14 protein-coding genes are annotated in these 16,824 nt (G+C 58.1%); 10 read left to right on the forward strand and 4 right to left on the reverse strand.

The genetic code is table 11. The features are described from left to right. The first annotated feature begins 125 nt into the window (after positions 1-125). Together carB and PLUT_RS08245 are read left to right on the forward strand one after the other, a co-directional pair. A complete protein-coding gene (carB, locus tag PLUT_RS08240; protein ID WP_011358318.1) occupies positions 126-1,985 on the forward strand; it encodes a carbamoyl-phosphate synthase large subunit in 1,860 nt (619 codons plus the stop codon). 13 nt (positions 1,986-1,998) lie between these two features. Then, positions 1,999-2,472, forward strand: coding sequence for a hypothetical protein (locus PLUT_RS08245; RefSeq protein WP_011358319.1), 474 nt, complete (start codon positions 1,999-2,001; stop codon positions 2,470-2,472). Positions 2,473-2,485: 13 nt separating this feature from the next. Here PLUT_RS08245 and PLUT_RS08250 read toward each other — a convergent pair whose 3' ends face one another. Next, complete coding sequence (locus tag PLUT_RS08250) at positions 2,486-3,349, reverse strand: metallophosphoesterase family protein (protein WP_011358320.1); 864 nt, start codon at positions 3,347-3,349, stop codon at positions 2,486-2,488. A 156-nt stretch (positions 3,350-3,505) separates the two neighbouring features. On the opposite strand from PLUT_RS08250, the gene glgP reads away from it, so the two are divergent. Both glgP and PLUT_RS08260 read left to right on the forward strand, forming a co-directional pair. Further along, complete coding sequence (gene glgP / locus PLUT_RS08255; RefSeq protein ID WP_011358321.1) at positions 3,506-5,626, forward strand: alpha-glucan family phosphorylase; 2,121 nt, start codon at positions 3,506-3,508, stop codon at positions 5,624-5,626. Between the two features lie 117 nt (positions 5,627-5,743). Next, on the forward strand, positions 5,744-6,676 hold the full coding sequence (locus tag PLUT_RS08260; protein ID WP_041464176.1) for a dihydroorotate dehydrogenase: 933 nt from the start codon (positions 5,744-5,746) through the stop codon (positions 6,674-6,676). Between the two features lie 20 nt (positions 6,677-6,696). Here the strand turns inward: PLUT_RS08260 and PLUT_RS08265 are convergent, their stop codons facing one another. Then, positions 6,697-7,812 carry a DUF4407 domain-containing protein gene (locus tag PLUT_RS08265; RefSeq protein ID WP_238974577.1) on the reverse strand — a complete coding sequence of 372 codons (1,116 nt, stop codon included), beginning with the start codon at positions 7,810-7,812 and terminating at the stop codon, positions 6,697-6,699. 155 nt (positions 7,813-7,967) lie between these two features. Between PLUT_RS08265 and ispF the strand changes: the two genes are divergently transcribed. Then, entirely contained in the window at positions 7,968-8,441 is a 474-nt protein-coding gene (gene ispF, locus PLUT_RS08270; protein ID WP_011358324.1) for a 2-C-methyl-D-erythritol 2,4-cyclodiphosphate synthase, read from the forward strand. A 32-nt stretch (positions 8,442-8,473) separates the two neighbouring features. Here ispF and PLUT_RS08275 read toward each other — a convergent pair whose 3' ends face one another. Next, the gene (locus PLUT_RS08275; protein ID WP_011358325.1) at positions 8,474-9,742 is read right to left on the reverse strand and encodes an ABC transporter permease; all 1,269 of its coding nucleotides are present in this window, start codon (positions 9,740-9,742) and stop codon (positions 8,474-8,476) included. 157 nt (positions 9,743-9,899) lie between these two features. Here PLUT_RS08275 and PLUT_RS08280 point away from each other — a divergent pair, with 157 nt between their 5' ends. The 3 genes from PLUT_RS08280 (at position 9,900) to PLUT_RS08290 (ending at position 13,327) form a co-directional block, all read left to right on the forward strand. Continuing rightward, complete coding sequence (locus PLUT_RS08280) at positions 9,900-11,105, forward strand: 6-phosphofructokinase (protein ID WP_011358326.1); 1,206 nt, start codon at positions 9,900-9,902, stop codon at positions 11,103-11,105. Positions 11,106-11,235: 130 nt separating this feature from the next. Beyond that, the gene (locus PLUT_RS08285; protein ID WP_011358327.1) at positions 11,236-12,147 is read left to right on the forward strand and encodes a branched-chain amino acid transaminase; all 912 of its coding nucleotides are present in this window, start codon (positions 11,236-11,238) and stop codon (positions 12,145-12,147) included. 13 nt (positions 12,148-12,160) lie between these two features. Further along, positions 12,161-13,327, forward strand: coding sequence for an ATP-binding protein (locus tag PLUT_RS08290; protein ID WP_011358328.1), 1,167 nt, complete (start codon positions 12,161-12,163; stop codon positions 13,325-13,327). A 49-nt stretch (positions 13,328-13,376) separates the two neighbouring features. Here PLUT_RS08290 and PLUT_RS08295 read toward each other — a convergent pair whose 3' ends face one another. Beyond that, the gene (locus tag PLUT_RS08295) at positions 13,377-14,471 is read right to left on the reverse strand and encodes a M24 family metallopeptidase (RefSeq protein WP_011358329.1); all 1,095 of its coding nucleotides are present in this window, start codon (positions 14,469-14,471) and stop codon (positions 13,377-13,379) included. Positions 14,472-14,597: 126 nt separating this feature from the next. Here PLUT_RS08295 and trpD point away from each other — a divergent pair, with 126 nt between their 5' ends. Both trpD and chlG read left to right on the forward strand, forming a co-directional pair. Continuing rightward, complete coding sequence (trpD, locus tag PLUT_RS08300; protein WP_011358330.1) at positions 14,598-15,653, forward strand: anthranilate phosphoribosyltransferase; 1,056 nt, start codon at positions 14,598-14,600, stop codon at positions 15,651-15,653. A 148-nt stretch (positions 15,654-15,801) separates the two neighbouring features. Then, the gene (gene chlG / locus PLUT_RS08305) at positions 15,802-16,794 is read left to right on the forward strand and encodes a chlorophyll synthase ChlG (protein ID WP_041463884.1); all 993 of its coding nucleotides are present in this window, start codon (positions 15,802-15,804) and stop codon (positions 16,792-16,794) included. Positions 16,795-16,824 lie beyond the last annotated feature (30 nt).

A 16,824-nucleotide genomic window follows, 5' to 3' on the forward strand; every position in this document is an offset into this window, starting at 1 on the left:
CTGCAACCCTCCACTTTTGTTATCGAACCGCATTTTCGTATACTCTTCGGGCTTTATAATAAAGCACTGAATCATTACCTTTACCGTCAGCCCCGTCTAAGAGCCATTAAACCATTCGAGACTGCATGAGCACACACGCTTCCGCCCTCAGCGCCGAGGTTGCCGCACTGGCGGCGAAACTCCCTCAGGACCGTCTCCGCAAAGCCAAGGAACACGGTTTTTCTGATACCCAGATCGCCAACATATTCAGCACTGAGGAAGCCGTCGTGCGGCAGCTCCGCAAGCAGTACGGCCTCGACTCGGTCTTTAAAACCGTCGACACCTGTGCTGCGGAATTCGACGCAAAAACCCCCTACCACTACTCCACCTACGACGAAGAAAACGAATCGGTCCGTTCCGAGAATAAAAAAGTGATCATCCTCGGCGGCGGACCGAACCGCATCGGCCAGGGAATCGAGTTCGACTACTGCTGCGTGCAGGCGGTCTTCGCCCTCAGGGAAGCCGGCTACGAGACCATCATGGTCAACTGCAACCCCGAAACCGTCTCGACCGACTACGACATCGCCGACAAGCTTTACTTCGAACCGCTGACCTTCGAAGACACCATCCGCATCATCGAGCATGAGCAGCCGCTCGGCGTCATCGTCAGCTTCGGCGGACAGACCCCCCTGAAGCTCTCCGGCAGACTGCACGAAGCAGGCGTAACCATCCTCGGCACCTCTCCGGAAGGCATTGACCTTGCCGAAGACCGGAAGAAGTTCGGCGCCCTGCTTGACCGCCTCAACATCCCGCACCCCGAATACGGCACGGCTGTCTGCCTCGAGGAGGCCCAGGCCATCACCCGCCGGATCGGCTATCCGGTCCTCGTCCGTCCAAGTTACGTGCTCGGCGGCCGGGCCATGAAAATCATCTACAGCGACGACTCCCTGAAGGAGTACGTCGATCAGGCACTCTTCATCACTGAAAAGTACCCGCTCCTCGTCGACCGCTTCCTGGAAACCGCCGTCGAGTTCGACATCGACGCCATTGCCGACGAGAGCGACTGCGTCATCAGCGGCATCATGCAGCATGTCGAGGCTGCAGGCATCCACAGCGGCGACTCCACCTCCATCCTCCCCTACCACAACATCAGCCCGGAGGTCATCGCAAAGATGAAGGAGTACACCCGCATCATGGCCCGTAACATCAAGGTGGTCGGACTCATGAATGTGCAGTACGCAGTGCAGAACAACAGCGTCTATGTGATTGAAGTCAACCCTCGGGCCAGCCGCACGGTGCCGTTCGTCGGCAAGGCGACGGCCATCCCCGTCGTGAAGATCGCCACCCGCGTCATGCTCGGCGAAAAGCTCTCGGACCTGCGCCGCGAATTCGATCTGAAAGACTGCGACGAACTCGGCATGAAACACATGGCCATCAAGGAACCGGTCTTCCCCTTCTCGAAATTCGTCAAGTCCGGCGTCTACCTCGGCCCCGAAATGCGCTCCACCGGAGAGGCCATGAGCCTTGCTGAAGAGTTCCCCGAAGCGTTTGCCAAAGCCTACCAGGCGGCAAACATGCACCTGCCGCTCTCCGGCTCGGTGTTCATAAGCGTCAACGACCAGGACAAGAACCACCGCATCCTCGACATCGCCCGTTCGCTGTACAGAATGGACTTCGACCTTGTCGCAACTGAAGGCACTTACCGGTTCCTGAAGGACAACGGCATTGAATGCAAAATGGTGTTCAAGGTAGGTGAAGAGGGACGGCCGAACATTTTCGACATCATCAAGCACGGCAAGATCAACTTCGTCATCAACACACCGAGGGGCGAGCAGGCACTCCACGACGAAGAGGCCATCGGTGCCGCCTCGGTGCTCAGCAACGTGCCGTTCGTCACCACCATCGAAGCCGCTGAAGCCTCCGTACAGGCGATTGACTGCATCCGCCACCAGGAGTTTGGAGTGAAAAGTCTCCAGGAATACGCATCCTATCGCAACGCCAGATAAACCATCAGGGGCCATGAAGGAAACCTACCACCGCCATCTGGACGAATCGATCCAGCTTGAGCTCAACCTGGCAAAGCTCTACACCCTCTACCACGACGCATCGGAAGAGGATGAGGACTTCTGGTGGCAGCTTGCCATGGAAGAGCGCGGCCACGCCTCACTCCTCCAGCAGGAAAAAAAACAGCCGCAGCCTGAGACGTTCTTTCCCGGAAACCTCCTCGCAAAAGACCTGGAGGTTCTCCAGAAAGCCAACAACCGGATAAAATCCCTCATCGAGACGTTCCAAAAGCAGCCCGTCCCGAGAGCTGAACGGTTTATGGCGGCCCTTGAGCTTGAGCTTTCAGCAGGTGAATCACACTATCAGGAATTTCTCGACAGCCCTACTGAATCAGCTGCGGCAAGCATATTCAAGCAGCTGAATCAGGAAGACCGCGACCATGCCCTGAGAATCAGGGAGTACATGGAAGAAAACGGGCTTGGATCCTGATTTCTCCGTTTTTTCACGACATCACCATAAACCGCTGGGTGAACGCGCCCGAAGCCTCAATCTCGAGCAGACTGTAGCGATTGGGACTGTAGCGGAAACTCCCCCCGTTGATGAACCGGATCCCACCGAGAGTGTAGGACTGGAACCGGTGAAAATGTCCGTGCAGCACAACCTGCGCACCTATCTCGCGCATAACACCGAGAAACTCCTGACGGTTCTTCAGCTCCATCGTCCAGTCGAACGCCTGGTCAAGCAGCGAGTCGGTGCCATATACTTTCAATGCATGATGGCAGAGGCCGAGGATAAAACACCCATCAAGCGCCTTCATGACAGCAGGAGAGCTTACCGCCCGCAGCTCTGAAGGCTCTATGTACCCTCTTGAACCGAGCGGATTGTCCGTCGCCGACCATGCGTTGACGGAATTGAAGGCGGCAATGGCCAGTTTGAGGGTGGGGAATCGCAGGACCTTGATGAACGGAAACGCAGCGTCACCAAGCTCGTCTCCCGTCACCAGCTCCTGGAAAAAACGGCAGAACCGTGCGGCCTTTGCAGTGCAGGCACGATCCCGCATGCCGGGAAGAGGATTCAGGGCATTGTAGAACCGCATCTCCTCCTCGAGATTGATGATGTCGTGGTTACCGGGAATCACAGTCGTGCGTGCCCAGTGATACCAGCCGTGCCGAAGAAGAAGCTCCCTCACGATCTCCCAGTCCGCCTCTTTGGCCCGGTCGGATAGATCGCCGGAAATGACCAGATGATCAATCCCCGAACGGCTGAAATGGCCAAGCATCCGGTCGAGATCCTGCAGCTGGCGACGGTCCCCCCGCCCGGCGATGTGCAGGTCGGAGATGTGTACTATTTTTACTTCTTCACCCATCAATTGCAGAAGATTGCGGTTTTCAATTCTAAAAGAGTAAATTGTGCCATTGAAATTATGAGGCACATAAAAATGCCGTAATAACCCTCACTGCAGGAAGATACTTCCTTTCATCCAATCCGCGGCAGCAATGCCTGCAAAATACCCCTCACAACCATGCAAAAAAAGATAATTGCACTGAAAGAGCTCACCGGAAACCTCTGGTGGTCATGGGATACTGAAGCCAAACAGATCTTCGAAGACCTCTCCCCCCTGCTCTGGGAGCGGAACAACCACAATCCGGTTGAACTCCTCCGCCACATCTCCAATGACGAACTTGCAGCCCGCTGCCAGTGTCAGCTCGGCGAACGCATCGAGGGCGTGCACGCCCGCTTCTGCGAGTACATGGAGAAAAAAGACACCTGGGCCGCACTGAACGCACCGGAACTGACAAAGAACCCCGTCGCTTACTTCAGCGCCGAGTTCGGCATCCATGAAAGTGTCCGCATCTACTCGGGCGGACTCGGCGTCCTTTCCGGCGACCACATCAAGTCGGCAAGCGACCTCGGCATCAACTTCGTCGGCGTCACCCTCTTCTATAAAGAAGGCTATTTCCGTCAGTACCTCAACCACGACGGCTGGCAGATGGAGGACTACCCTCTCCAGTACCCTGAAAGCCTTCCGATCGAAAAAGTCACCGGCCCCGACGGCAAGGACCTCATCATCTCGGTCAACATCGCCCAGAGCGAAGTGTTCGCCCAGGCGTGGAAACTGAAAGTAGGCCGCGCCGTACTCTATCTGCTCGACACCAACATCCCGGCAAACGAATCGCACTACCGCGACATCTGCTGCAGGGTATACGGCGGCGACCAGAACATGCGCATCAACCAGGAGATCGTGCTTGGAATCGGCGGCGCAAAACTTCTCGGCGCACTCGGCCTGACCCCTTCGGTCTACCATATGAACGAAGGCCACTCGGCATTCCTTACGCTTGAACTCCTTGCCTCTGAACTTGCAGCCGGAAAGAACAAAGAGGCTGCCATGGAGGCCGTCCGCTCCCGTTGCGTCTTCACCACCCATACCCCCGTCCCTGCCGGCCACGACCGGTTCTCCAGAGACATGATGCATTACACCTTCGACAAGTACCTCGCCCTCACCGGCATGGACTTCGAAGACCTGATGCTGCTTGGTTCCGAAGACCCGAAAAACACCCAGGGGCTCTTCACCATGACGGTGCTTGCCCTCCAGCTCTCGCGCGCTGCCAACGGCGTTTCGAAACTGCACGGACAGGTGTCGCGTGAAATGTGGCAGCACCTCTATGCCGGCAAAAAAGTCGAAGAGGTGCCGATCGGCCACATCACCAACGGCGTGCATGCTCCCAGCTGGGCATGCGGCTACACCGAAACCTTCTGGAACCGCGTATCCACGGGCATTGAAGACATGACCCTCTCGCGCGAAGCCGCCGAGGCTGCGCTCGCAAAGGTCACCGACGAAGAGCTCTGGTCGCTCCGCTACACCCTGAAGCGCAACCTGATCGACTTCATCTACCGCTATCTGGCCAACCAGCTCTTCCACCAGCACAGCATGTCGGGCTACAACCAGTACGATGCGATGCGCTCGGACAAGAACACGCTCTCTCCCGACATCCTCACCATCGGATTCGCACGCCGCTTTGCAACCTACAAGCGTGCCCCGATGATCTTCAGCGACCTTGACCGCCTGAACAGGATCATCAACAACCCGAAAATGCCTCTGCAGATCGTATTTGCAGGTAAAGCGCATCCGCACGACGACGCCGGCAAGGACTTCATCCGCCAGATCGTCGAGCACTCCCGCCGTCCGCAGTTCACCGGCAAGGTCATCTTCCTGGAAAACTACAACCTCGGCGTGGCAAAGCGCATGGTCTCGGGCGTCGACATCTGGCTGAACAACCCGGTGCGGCCGATGGAAGCCAGCGGCACCTCGGGTGAAAAAACCGTCCTGCACGGCGGACTGAACTTCAGCGTACTTGACGGTTGGTGGCCCGAAGCATACAACGGCGAAAACGGCTGGTCGATCGGACACGGCGAAACCTTCGAGAACTACGAAGAGCAGGACCGTTTCGACGCAGAGCAGATGTACCAGGTACTGGAAAACCAGATCCTGCCGACATTCTACGAACGGAATGCCAACAACATCCCGACCCGCTGGATCAAGAAAATCCGCAACGCCATCGCCACCATCGCACCGGAATACAACACCCACCGCATGGTCCGCGACTACGCAAACCAGTACTACCTGACGAAAGAAGGGAAATGAGCTGTGCCTCACGGGGCAGCTGAACGGAACAGGAAACAGGGGGGCTGCCGGCACATGAACCGGCAGCCCCTTTTGTGTTCTGCGCAGGTAACCGGCATCAACCAGAAACAGCACGACATGGCGAACAAACATGCAACAGCGGCCGCCATCGACCTCGGTCGGGGCCTCTCCCTAAAATCCCCCGTCATGCTCGCATCGGGCACGGTATCATACGGCGAGGAGCTCTGCCGGCTCACCGATCTGTCCAAAATCGGCGGCATTGTCACCAAAGCCATCTCGCTTGAAGCGCGTGCAGGCAATCCGCCGCAGCGCATCGCCGAAACCCCTTCGGGCATGATCAACGCAATCGGGCTGGCAAACGTCGGCATCGACCGGTTCATCTCTGAAAAAGTCCCATTCCTCCAAACACTCGGCACCGCGATCGTCGTCAACATCGCCGGGCGCTCGATCGACGAGTACGCCGAAGTCGTATCGCGCCTCGACGCCGTCCCCGGCCTTGACGGGTATGAGATCAACCTCTCCTGCCCGAACGTGAAGGGAGAGTGCATGATCATGGGGGTCAGCCCCGATGCCACCCGCGAAATCGTCACCGAACTCAGGAGCATCACAGGTCGCCACCTCATGATCAAGCTCACGCCGAATGTGACATCAATCAGCGCCATCGCCATTGCGGCCGAAAAAGCCGGAGCAGACTCCGTATCGCTGATCAATACGCTGGTGGGAATGGCCATCGACTGGAAAAAGCGCAGACCGCTCCTTAAAAACGTGACAGGTGGCCTCTCGGGACCGGCAATCAAGCCGGTTGCCCTCGCAAAGGTATGGGAGGTCAACAATGCCGTATCCATCCCTATTGTCGGCATGGGCGGCATCGCCTCGTTCGACGATGCCATGGAGTTCCTTGTGGCTGGTGCCGGCGCAGTGCAGATCGGCACCATGAACTTCGTTCAGCCCGATATCGGCGAAAAGATCGCCACGGCGATGGAGGCGTTCTTCTGTGCGCCCGGCGCACCATCCATGGAAGCCTTCCGCGGCAGCCTCGTCACCGGTTGAAAGGGCTCCAACAGAGCTCCCTACAGACGCATGCCCTGGCGGGTGGAGAGAAACCGGCTCCGCCGCCTGCCGCCGGTTTTGGACCCCATGATCCGGTACTGGCGGATGATGCGGTTCTTGGAAAGAAACGCGGTGTTGGTGAGCTGGGCGATGATTCGTGACTCCGTTTCACTGACGTCGACATCCGAGGGGCCGGCATCGCTGAGCAGCTTCACGATCAAAGGGGCGCACTCAAGCGCGATGAAGAGCATGGTGATGAACGCTATGGCATTGGCAGATGAGCGGCTGGCGTCGTCCCCCGAGTGGGCCAGCTCCCCAAGGGCCCAGTTGCGGTCTGCAAATCCGGCGGTTGAGGCTTTCCTGGCAAACTCTCCTTCAGAAAGCATCATCTGGCTGTTGAGCCCTTCGGCCTGTTTCCGGCTGTCGAGATACTCCTCGAGGCGGATGACCTGCACCGCAAGGAATGCCAGGCGCTGCTGCTTTGCCTGCACTACATCTTCCTTGTTCTTTGCGTAGGTGCCGTAGCCCGGAACACCGGATGTCGTGCTGCTGCTTCTGCCGAACACCTCCAGTTTCAGTTCCTCCCGCAACCGGTCCACGTCCCTGGAAAGTGCATCGTACTCCCCCTGGAACCGCTGCAGCTGTCCGGCCTCCATGCCGTATTTCGCCATAAAGGCATCCTGCACCCCCGCAATCTGCGCCCGCTCGGCCGCCAGGTACTTTTCCTCAAGGCGGGCACGTATCTCCTTGTCGAAAATCTTCAACTCAAGCGGACGGGCGATGACGATGGCGATAAGCACGGCAAACACAAGCCGCGGAGAGGCCTGATAGAACTGCCTCAGCCCTTTCGAGGTCTTCTTGATGCTTGAAACGATGTAGCGGTCGAGATTGAAAATGGCAAGTCCCCACACCACCCCGAACAGCAACGCCCAGAGGGAGCCAAGAGGGTTGCCGGAAAAGACAAAAAAGAGTGCGTAGCCGCCGGAAAGGGCGGCAAAAAGGGCCGTAAAGAAAATCGTTGCGCCGATGCCCGTGTACTTGCTGTGCTCGGTGGGATATTTTTCTATGATCTCGATCGGCGTGCCGGATGCGATCCAGAAAAAACGCTGAAGTCGGGACAAGCGGGACATGCTCATGGGACCCTTCATCGGAGGGATAGGTTTCAGAAAAGCCCGTGTTATTAAATGTACGTCACCGGCGGGAAAAACCAATCCCCGGCAAGGGTTCTGATATTCACCGATTTATCCTATCTTAAAGGTCAGCTGCAACACCAACAAAACCCCGAAGCGTCATGCGTATTGGAATCGGTATCGATGTACACCCCTTTGCTGAAGGCCGCAAACTCATCGTCGGCGGCGTCGACATTCCCTCCCCGAAAGGACTTGAAGGGCACAGTGATGCCGACGTGCTCCTCCACGCCGTCAGCGACGCGCTTCTAGGAGCAGCTGCACTCGGAGATATCGGCCTGCACTTCCCCAATACCAGCGCAGAGTACAAGGACATCGACAGCATGATTCTCCTGAAGCATGTCGGCAGGCTTCTGACGAAAAACGGGTACAGGACGGTCAATGTCGATGCCATGCTGCTGCTCGAAGCCCCGAAAATCGCCCCCTACGTCGCCGACATGCGCCGCAACATCGCCCGTTGCCTTGATATTGACACTTCCCTTGTGTCCGTGAAGGCGACCACCAACGAAAAACTCGGCTATATCGGCCGTGAAGAGGGCGCTGCCGCCCACGCCGTCTGCATCATCGAAACCCTCTGAGGCACTGCCCGGCAAAGGTTGCCGGCTCAGCTTCAGACTTCTCCGCGAAGGACCTGCACCGGCATGTACCGGGTAGCCTTGCGTGCAGGGCTTATTGAAGAAAGGACCGCGATGAAGATGCCGAAGGCAATCACCAGAAGATGCGCATCGGGGGTTTCCAGAATATTGATCCGATCCGCCTTCAGCACCCCGGCCGTTGTCGCCGCAAAGCGGATGGAAGAAACGAAATGGCAGATCACATGACCGAGCGGGCTTCCGACCAGGACACCGAGAATGCCGATCATGAGCCCCTCGAGCATGAAGATTCCGGTGACAGAGCCCGCCTGCACTCCCATTGAACGCATGATGGCGATGTCTTTCACCTTCTGCAGCACCACAGTGGTCATCACCGACGACACCCCGAGACCGGCAACGATGAAGACGAACCCCACGAGGACGAGGGTGATGGCCGCGTTGCGGTTGTAGAAATCAATCACGTTGCGGTTGGTCTCATCCCAGCTTTCGCTCCGGTAGCCTGTTGCAGCCTGGACGGCAGCCGCCGTTACCGACGCCCGCTCCACATCCTCCACCGAAAGGCCGATGCCTGTCACGGCGTTCGGCGCAACATCCTCCATCCGCCGGGCGAGCGGCAGGTTCACAAACGCCTCCCGCTCATCTTTTGCATTGAACCCGCTGCTGAAGCGCCCTACAACCGTAGCCGAAAACTCGCGGCCATCGCGGTTCACAAGCACGATCCGGTCGCCATGGGATGCGTGAAGTTTTGCAGCAAGAAGATCTCCGAGAATGATGCCATCAGAAGTATAGGCAAGTTCGCCGAGGGCATTCGGCTCCAGAAGATTCTTTTCAAGGCCGGCAATGCCCGCCTCAAGCGAAGGAACCACGCCCTTCACCACGCAGGGAGTGAACCGGCTCCGGTTTCGGGCGATGACCCTGCTTTCAACAAATGGTGAGATCTCCTTCAGGCCTTTCTCCCGGGAAATGCCCTGAACCACGCCCAGATAGTCCTTGATGACCAGAGGGCGGTCGGGTGTCACATTCTTCACCACCATCGACACCCGGCCCGGCCTCGGAGAAATGACGTTGTCGGGAACAGCAACCCTCACCCGCTCGGCACGGACAACCACGTTCGGCACCGTGTCGATCACTTTCGAGATCACATTGGCCGAGGATCCCTTCGCAACGGAAATGGTCGTCACAAGCATGGCCGAACCCACTGCCACACCAAGAGCGGTCAGGAACGTCTGGCGCTTCCGCTCCCTGAGATGCACCCAGGCAATCCTGAAGAGATCGGTCCAGTCCATGGGAGAATTAGCGTTGAAAAATCACACAAAAAATCTATTTTGACTGCAGTACAGCAACACCGGCCAATGGAAATACGGCATTGGCAGATCACATCACAGTATACATAAATCAGGGCATCATAATCCACCCCTAAAGAGACACAAGGAGATCGATACGGTGAAAAAAATTGGCATTCTAACGAGCGGCGGCGACTGCGGTGGACTCAACGCGGTCCTGAAAGGCGCTGCCCTCATGGCAGAAGCGAAAGGCCTTGAACTCTTCGTCATTCCCAACGGCTACGCAGGCCTTTACAACCTCATAGACCAGGAGAGCCTTGTCCGGCTCGATCAGCAGCGCCTCGACAAGTTCGATGCAACCTTCGCCGGTTCAGAAGCCGGCCACTCCCGGGTGAAGATCAAGGCGATCAGCAACCCCGAGAAGTACAACCGCATCAAGGCCGGCATGAAGAAATTCGACCTCGACGGCCTCGTCATCAGCGGCGGAGACGACTCCGGCAGCGTCATGGTTGACCTCAACCAGAACGGCGTCCAGTGCATCCATGCACCAAAAACAATGGATCTCGACCTCCAGACCTACTCGGTCGGCGGCGACTCCACCATCAACAGAATCACCGAGTTCGTCCACGACCTGAAAACCACGGGCAAGACCCACAACCGGGTACTGGTCACCGAGGTCTTCGGACGCTATGCGGGCCACACGGCATTCCGCAGCGGCGTTGCCGCTGAAGCGGACTGCATCCTCATCCCTGAAATTCCCGCTGACTGGGACGTGGTCTACCAGCACCTCGCTGAGCGCTTCACCCGCAGGATCCGCCAGAGCGATGTGCACAGCGGAACCTACACCATCGTCGTCGCCGAAGGCCTCAAGAATGCAGACGGAAGCGACATTGTCGACGAGTCTGCAGGCATCGATGCGTTCGGGCACAAGAAACTGGCCGGAGCTGGCAAGTTCACCTGCCAGGAGATCCAGAAGCGGATGAAAGCAGACCCGGCAATGCCGCTCTTCATGAAAGAGACCGGCATGTTCGTCGAAGGAATCTACGAGATCCCCGAGGTTCGCGAAATCCATCCCGGCCACCTTGTCCGCTGCGGAAGCTCCTCGGCCTACGACACCAACTTCGGGTTCGAAGCCGGAGCCGCCGCAGTCCTGCTCCTCCTCGATGGCAAAACCGGTGTGACCGTTTCAAAGGTAAAGGGCCGCAAGGTCGAGTACATTGAATCGGAAAAAGCCATCGTGCAGCGCCATGTCGACCTCGAACAGGTCGCCATGTACGAGGCACTCGGCATCTGCTTCGGCCGCAAGCCGGTTGAGTACGATCCGATCATGCGCGAAGTCGAGGGCGTCTACGAAAGGATCTACTGATCCATTCCGCATCCATTGCAGCCCCGCAGGCGACTGCGGGGCTTTTTTTTGGATTTGTAAAAACCCCGAAACAAAACCTATCTTTGAGCTGAATACTCAAGCAACGAACCAACATACCAACGACCGCATCATGAACAAGTCTCTTAAAATCTGGATGAACGGGGAACTGATCGACTGGAACGACGCGAAGATCCATATCCTCTCGCATGTCGTCCACTACGGGTCGTCCATCTTTGAAGGCATCCGGTGCTATGAAACCGCAAAAGGATCGGCCATCCTGTTTCTGGATGAGCACATCCGCCGCCTTCGGGACTCGTCGAAGATCTACCGCATTGAAATCCCCTATTCGGAAAAAGAGCTGAAGGATGCAGTCATCAGCACCATACACGCCAACAGCCATAAGTCCTGCTACGTCCGTCCGATCGTGTACCGCGGACAGGGCGCGCTCGGCGTCAACCCCCACCGCGCTTCGATTGAGGTCTCCATCGCCACCTGGGAATGGGGCACCTACCTCGGAGAGGACGTGCTTGAAACAGGCGTCGACGTCCGTGTCTCTTCATGGAACCGCGTTGCACCGAACACCCTCCCCTCATGGGCGAAAGCTGGCGGAAACTACCTGAACTCGCAGTTGATCAAGATGGAAGCCCTGATGGACGACTACGCGGAAGGACTCGCCCTTGATGTCAACGGCTATGTCTCCGAAGGCAGCGGCGAGAACATCTTCGTGGTCCGCGACGGCGTCATCCACACCCCCATGTCGGGTCAGTCGATCCTGCCGGGATTCACCCGCCAGGCGGTCATGCACATCGCCGGGGAGCTCGGCTATGAGGTGAAGGAAACCATGATCCCGCGTGAAGCCCTCTATATCGCCGACGAGGTGTTTCTGACCGGAACCGCCGCCGAAATCACACCCGTCAGAAGCATCGACAAGTACCCGATCGGCGATGAAAAACGCGGCCCCATCACCGAAGCGCTCCAGCATCACTACCTGAAAATCGTCCAGACCGGCGAAGACCCTTACAACTGGCTCACATTCATTTGAGAGGCTTGGCAGCATGAGCTGGAACAGGGTCATCGGACAGAAACAACAGGTCCGCGTCCTGTCGAACGCCCTTGAAAAAGGGCGTCTGGCCCACGCCTACCTTTTCAGCGGCCCCGAAGGCTCCGGAAAGGAGATGACGGCGCTGGAACTGGCGGCGGCGCTGAACTGCCGCTCTCCAGATGCAATGAGTAACGGCGCCTGCGGGACCTGCCCCGACTGCCTGCAGATCAGGGAGTTCATGCACCCGAACGTCGAATACCTCTTCCCTGTCGAAGCCGCCCTGCTCGAAGGGGGGGACTCGCAGAAAAAGGACAACAAAAAGTTCACTGAAGCAAGGGAGCGGTTCCTCGCCCTCATCGAAAAGAAAAAGGAGAACCCCTACTTCTCTCCGGCAATGGACCGATCGATGGGCATCCTCACAGAGCAGGTTGTCGCGCTTCAGCAGAAAGCCTCATTCATGCCGCGTGAAGGCACAAGAAAGGTCTTCATCATATCTCAGGCCGAAAAGCTTCACCCCTCGGCTGCAAACAAGCTCCTGAAACTGCTCGAGGAGCCGCCGGCGCATGTGCTGTTCGTTCTCGTGACTGCGCGCCCCGACTCCCTTCTGGCGACCATCCGTTCCCGGTGCCAGGAGATCCGTTTCCAGCGTGTCCCGGCCGCAGAACTCCGCACATGGCTCGAGGAGCACTCTCCGGAGATCGTGGACCCGGAGCTGGGCTTCATCGTAAATTTCTCAAGGGGCAACCTCAAGCTTGCATGGGAGCTCATCGCCGGAAGGGATGAGGCCTCCTCGGAACCCGCCACCATCGCCATCCGCCAGATGGCGCTCGACTACCTCCGTAAGGTGCTTGCGCCGAAACGGTTCCACGAAGCCCTCACGGCCTCTGAAGAGCATGCCAAAAACCTTTCCCGCACCGAACTGGTCCTCTTCATCGGAGCCATCCTGCTCTTCCTGCAGGACACCTGTCACCGCAGGATCGTTCCGGGATTCAGGAACCTGAACAACCCCGACATCACGGACGCTGTTGACCGGTTCGCCAAAAACTTCCCGAACCCGGACTATCTCGGAGTCTCCACCCTCGCAGAGGAATCCATCCGCGCCATCGAGCGCAACGCCAGCCCACTCCTCGTCATGGCCGCATTCACCGCTGCCCTCAGGCCCCTCCTCTGGCGGGCCTGACACCCAATCTCCCCTCCTCTGGCGGGCCTGACCCGTTCGCACCGGCTCCTTACAGCTCGATCAGTTCCTTCGTGAACCGCTGCAGCGGTCTTGCCCCACCCGCCTCCATCACAACCGTGTCTTCGATGCGCACCCCGAACCGCCCCTCCAGATAGATGCCCGGCTCAATGGTGAATACCATACCCTCTTGCAGCACCGCCTCCCCCTTCAAGCTGATGCGCGGCTCCTCGTGCACCTCGAGGCCGATTCCGTGGCCGAGACCGTGGCCGAACGCCTCACCGTAGCCGTGACCGGCGATGAACGAGCGGACAACGGCATCAAGCTCTCTTGCCTTCATCCCGCACCGGGCCGAACGGATACCGAGTTGCTGTGCCTCGCGGACGATGTCGTAGACCCGGCGTGCCTCGTCCGGCACCCTTCCGAGAGCAACGGTCCGGGTCTGGTCGGAGGCGTACCCTCCCGCCATGCAGCCCATGTCGATGACCACAAGTGCCCCCTCCCGGAACTGCTCCCCGGTCGGACGTGCATGCGGCATGGCAGACCGCGCGCCGCCGGCGACAATGGGATCGAACGAATCTTTCTCGCCTCCAAACTTCCGGTGCAGACAGGAAATCTCCGTTGCGATATCACATTCGCTCACCCGCTCGGAGATCATCGGCACTACAGCGTCGAGCACCTTCCCGCTGATGTCGGCGGCATTCTGCATGAGGTTGAGTTCAACCGGATTTTTCACCATCCTGAATTCGTTGAAAAAACCAGCCAGAGGCTCCAGGCTGCACCGGTTAGCGAGCGCCTCCATGAAACGCTTCGCATCCTGCCACAAAACGGTATCGGACTGCAGTGCGACTGTTCCCTTGAGAGGATGGCGGCCCGAGGCGAGTTCTGCGGCAACCCCTTCCTGAACGACAACCGTCTCGGCAACGGCAACTTCCCGTTCGGCCTGCTCCCGATACCTGAAATCAGTGAACAGGCGGCAGACGGACGGAGTAACAAGCAACCTGGCGCTCGAACCCGAAAAGCCCGTCAGCCAGCGGATTGTAGAGAGGTCAGTTATGATGAACCCTCCAAGCCTCCGCTCCTCCATTGCGCTGCGTACGGCAGCGAGTGCCGCCTCCCGGAAATCCTCGATTCCTGACATACCCATGGAAACCTGAATATTTTTTAGTGAAAAAGACGTACCAGACCCCCCGATACGCTTGCATAGCCGGCAATTCTTGTTATTATTGAGGATTTACGAATATTTCCACCCATTTGCCAACGAATCAGTGTAATGCCGCATAAGGAATTACTTGAAAAGCTTCAAGCAGGACAGCAACTCACCTACGACGAAACGAAACGCTGCATGGACGGCATCATGGCAGGGCTGTTTTCCGAAGAGGCCATCATCGCCCTGCTCACCCTCATGCAGGACAACGGCATTACCGCCGACGCAGTCGCCGGAGCGAGGGAAAGCATCATGCAGCGCGCCACCCCGATCCAGCTGGACGAGCGCGCAGTAGACACATGCGGCACCGGCGGCGACAGCGCCGGCACCTTCAATATTTCCACTGCAGCGGCCATTATTGCCAACGCCGCAGGTGTCAGCATCGCCAAGCACGGGAACCGCGCCGTCACGAGCCGCTGCGGCAGCGCCGATGTGCTTGAGGAACTCGGGTTCTGCATCGAACTCCCACCCGAGGCGACCGAAGAGCTCTACGGCAGGACAGGGTTTGCCTACCTGCACGCACCGCTCTACCATCCGTCGATGAAAGCGGTTGCCGCCATCCGAAAAAAAATCGGCACACGGACCATCTTCAACATACTCGGTCCCCTGCTCAATCCAGCCGGTGTCAAACGGCAGATGGTCGGGGTGTTCAATATCGAACTCATGGATCTTTACGCAGAAGCACTCCGAAAGACCGGCTCTTTCCACGCCCTCATCGTCCACGGCGAAACCGACCAGGGACAACCGCTCGACGAACCGAGCATCAGCGGCATAACCCGGATCATTGAGCTCCACAATGGCGAAACCGCCACCCACGTCGTCCGTCCCGGAGAGTTCCACCTGCATGAATGGCCGCTCAAGGACATCGCCGGCGGAAGCCGGGAGGAAAATGCCGAAATCATCAGAAAGATCCTCAACGGAACAGCCCCGGACGCGCACCGTGAAGCGGCCATCTTCGCTTCCGCCATCGCCTGCTATGTCGGAGGCATCGCCAACTGCATCGACGAAGGGGTATGCATGGCCCGCGAAGCCATAAGCCATGGAACGGCAAAACGCAACGCAGAAGCCATCATCGATGCCAGCCGGGAACTGGAGGCCAGATACCGCAGGGAGAGCGACTGAAAAGCCATACATTTTTTTCAAAAAACTTGTATACTGTCAGTCATGGCCTTTTTTGATTGACGGCCGAATGCTCCAGGGGGGTCAGCCGTCCATCAGGGAGATAACCGGAGGCCTCCCATGAATGCTGAAGCGAGAAGAATTGCACCCCATGAACGGTTACACCATGCCGCAGACCGACATACAGCAGGCACTCAGTGAAAAGCTTCGCCGCTCCGGAATCAGCGATTCGCGCCGGGAGCTGATAGCCGAAGCGCTTGACAATGTCAACCGTCCGGGCTTCAGGATTGAACCGGGCGCCATCCTGCCCTTGATGAAACCCGTCACCTGGTTCCCCCCCATGTGGGCATTTGCCTGCGGGGTCGTCTCCACCGGTGAAAGCATCACGGACAACTGGTCAATTCTCCTTCGGGGAGTCATCCTCGCCGGCCCGCTCATGTGCGCCATGTCGCAGACCATGAACGACTACTTCGACCGCGAGGTCGATGCCATCAACGAACCCGAACGTCCCATCCCCTCGGGAAAGATATCGAAATCAGCCAGCTGGCTGATCACCTTCAGCCTCATCGTCACCGGTTTCCTCGTCGCCCTCTCCATCCATCCCTACGTGATGGCGATAGCCTTTGTCGGCGTATTGATGTCGCATGCGTATTCAGGGCCCCCGCTCCGGGCCAAGCGCAACGGCTGGTTCGGCAACCTCATTGTAGGGCTTGCCTATGAAGGGGTGGCGTGGCTGACCGGCAGCTTTGCCATCACTCAGGGCATCCCCTCGGCAGAAACAATTGCCCTGGCACTCATCTTCTCCCTCGGTGCGCACGGCATCATGACGCTCAATGACTTCAAGTCGATCGTCGGCGACAACATCCGCAAGGTAGCTTCCATTCCGGTGCAGCTCGGGGAACGCAGGGCGGCCATCCTTGCAGCAGCCGTCATGGATCTGGCGCAGGTCGCGGCCATGGGCATCCTCCTCTACAAAGGATCCACCACCATGCTTGCCATTGCCGGAGTCCTCCTCATAGCACAGCTTCCGATGCAGCGGATCCTCATCGCCAACCCACGGGAAAAAGCGGTCTGGTACAACGCCTTCGGAACCCTGCTCTACGTGCTCTCAATGATGGTCGCCGCCGTAGGCATCAGACCTTAGGAACATTGCATTTCCTTTTTCTGAAAGAAT

The sequence above is a fragment of the Pelodictyon luteolum DSM 273 genome (assembly GCF_000012485.1).
Lineage (GTDB): Bacteria > Bacteroidota > Chlorobiia > Chlorobiales > Chlorobiaceae > Chlorobium > Chlorobium luteolum.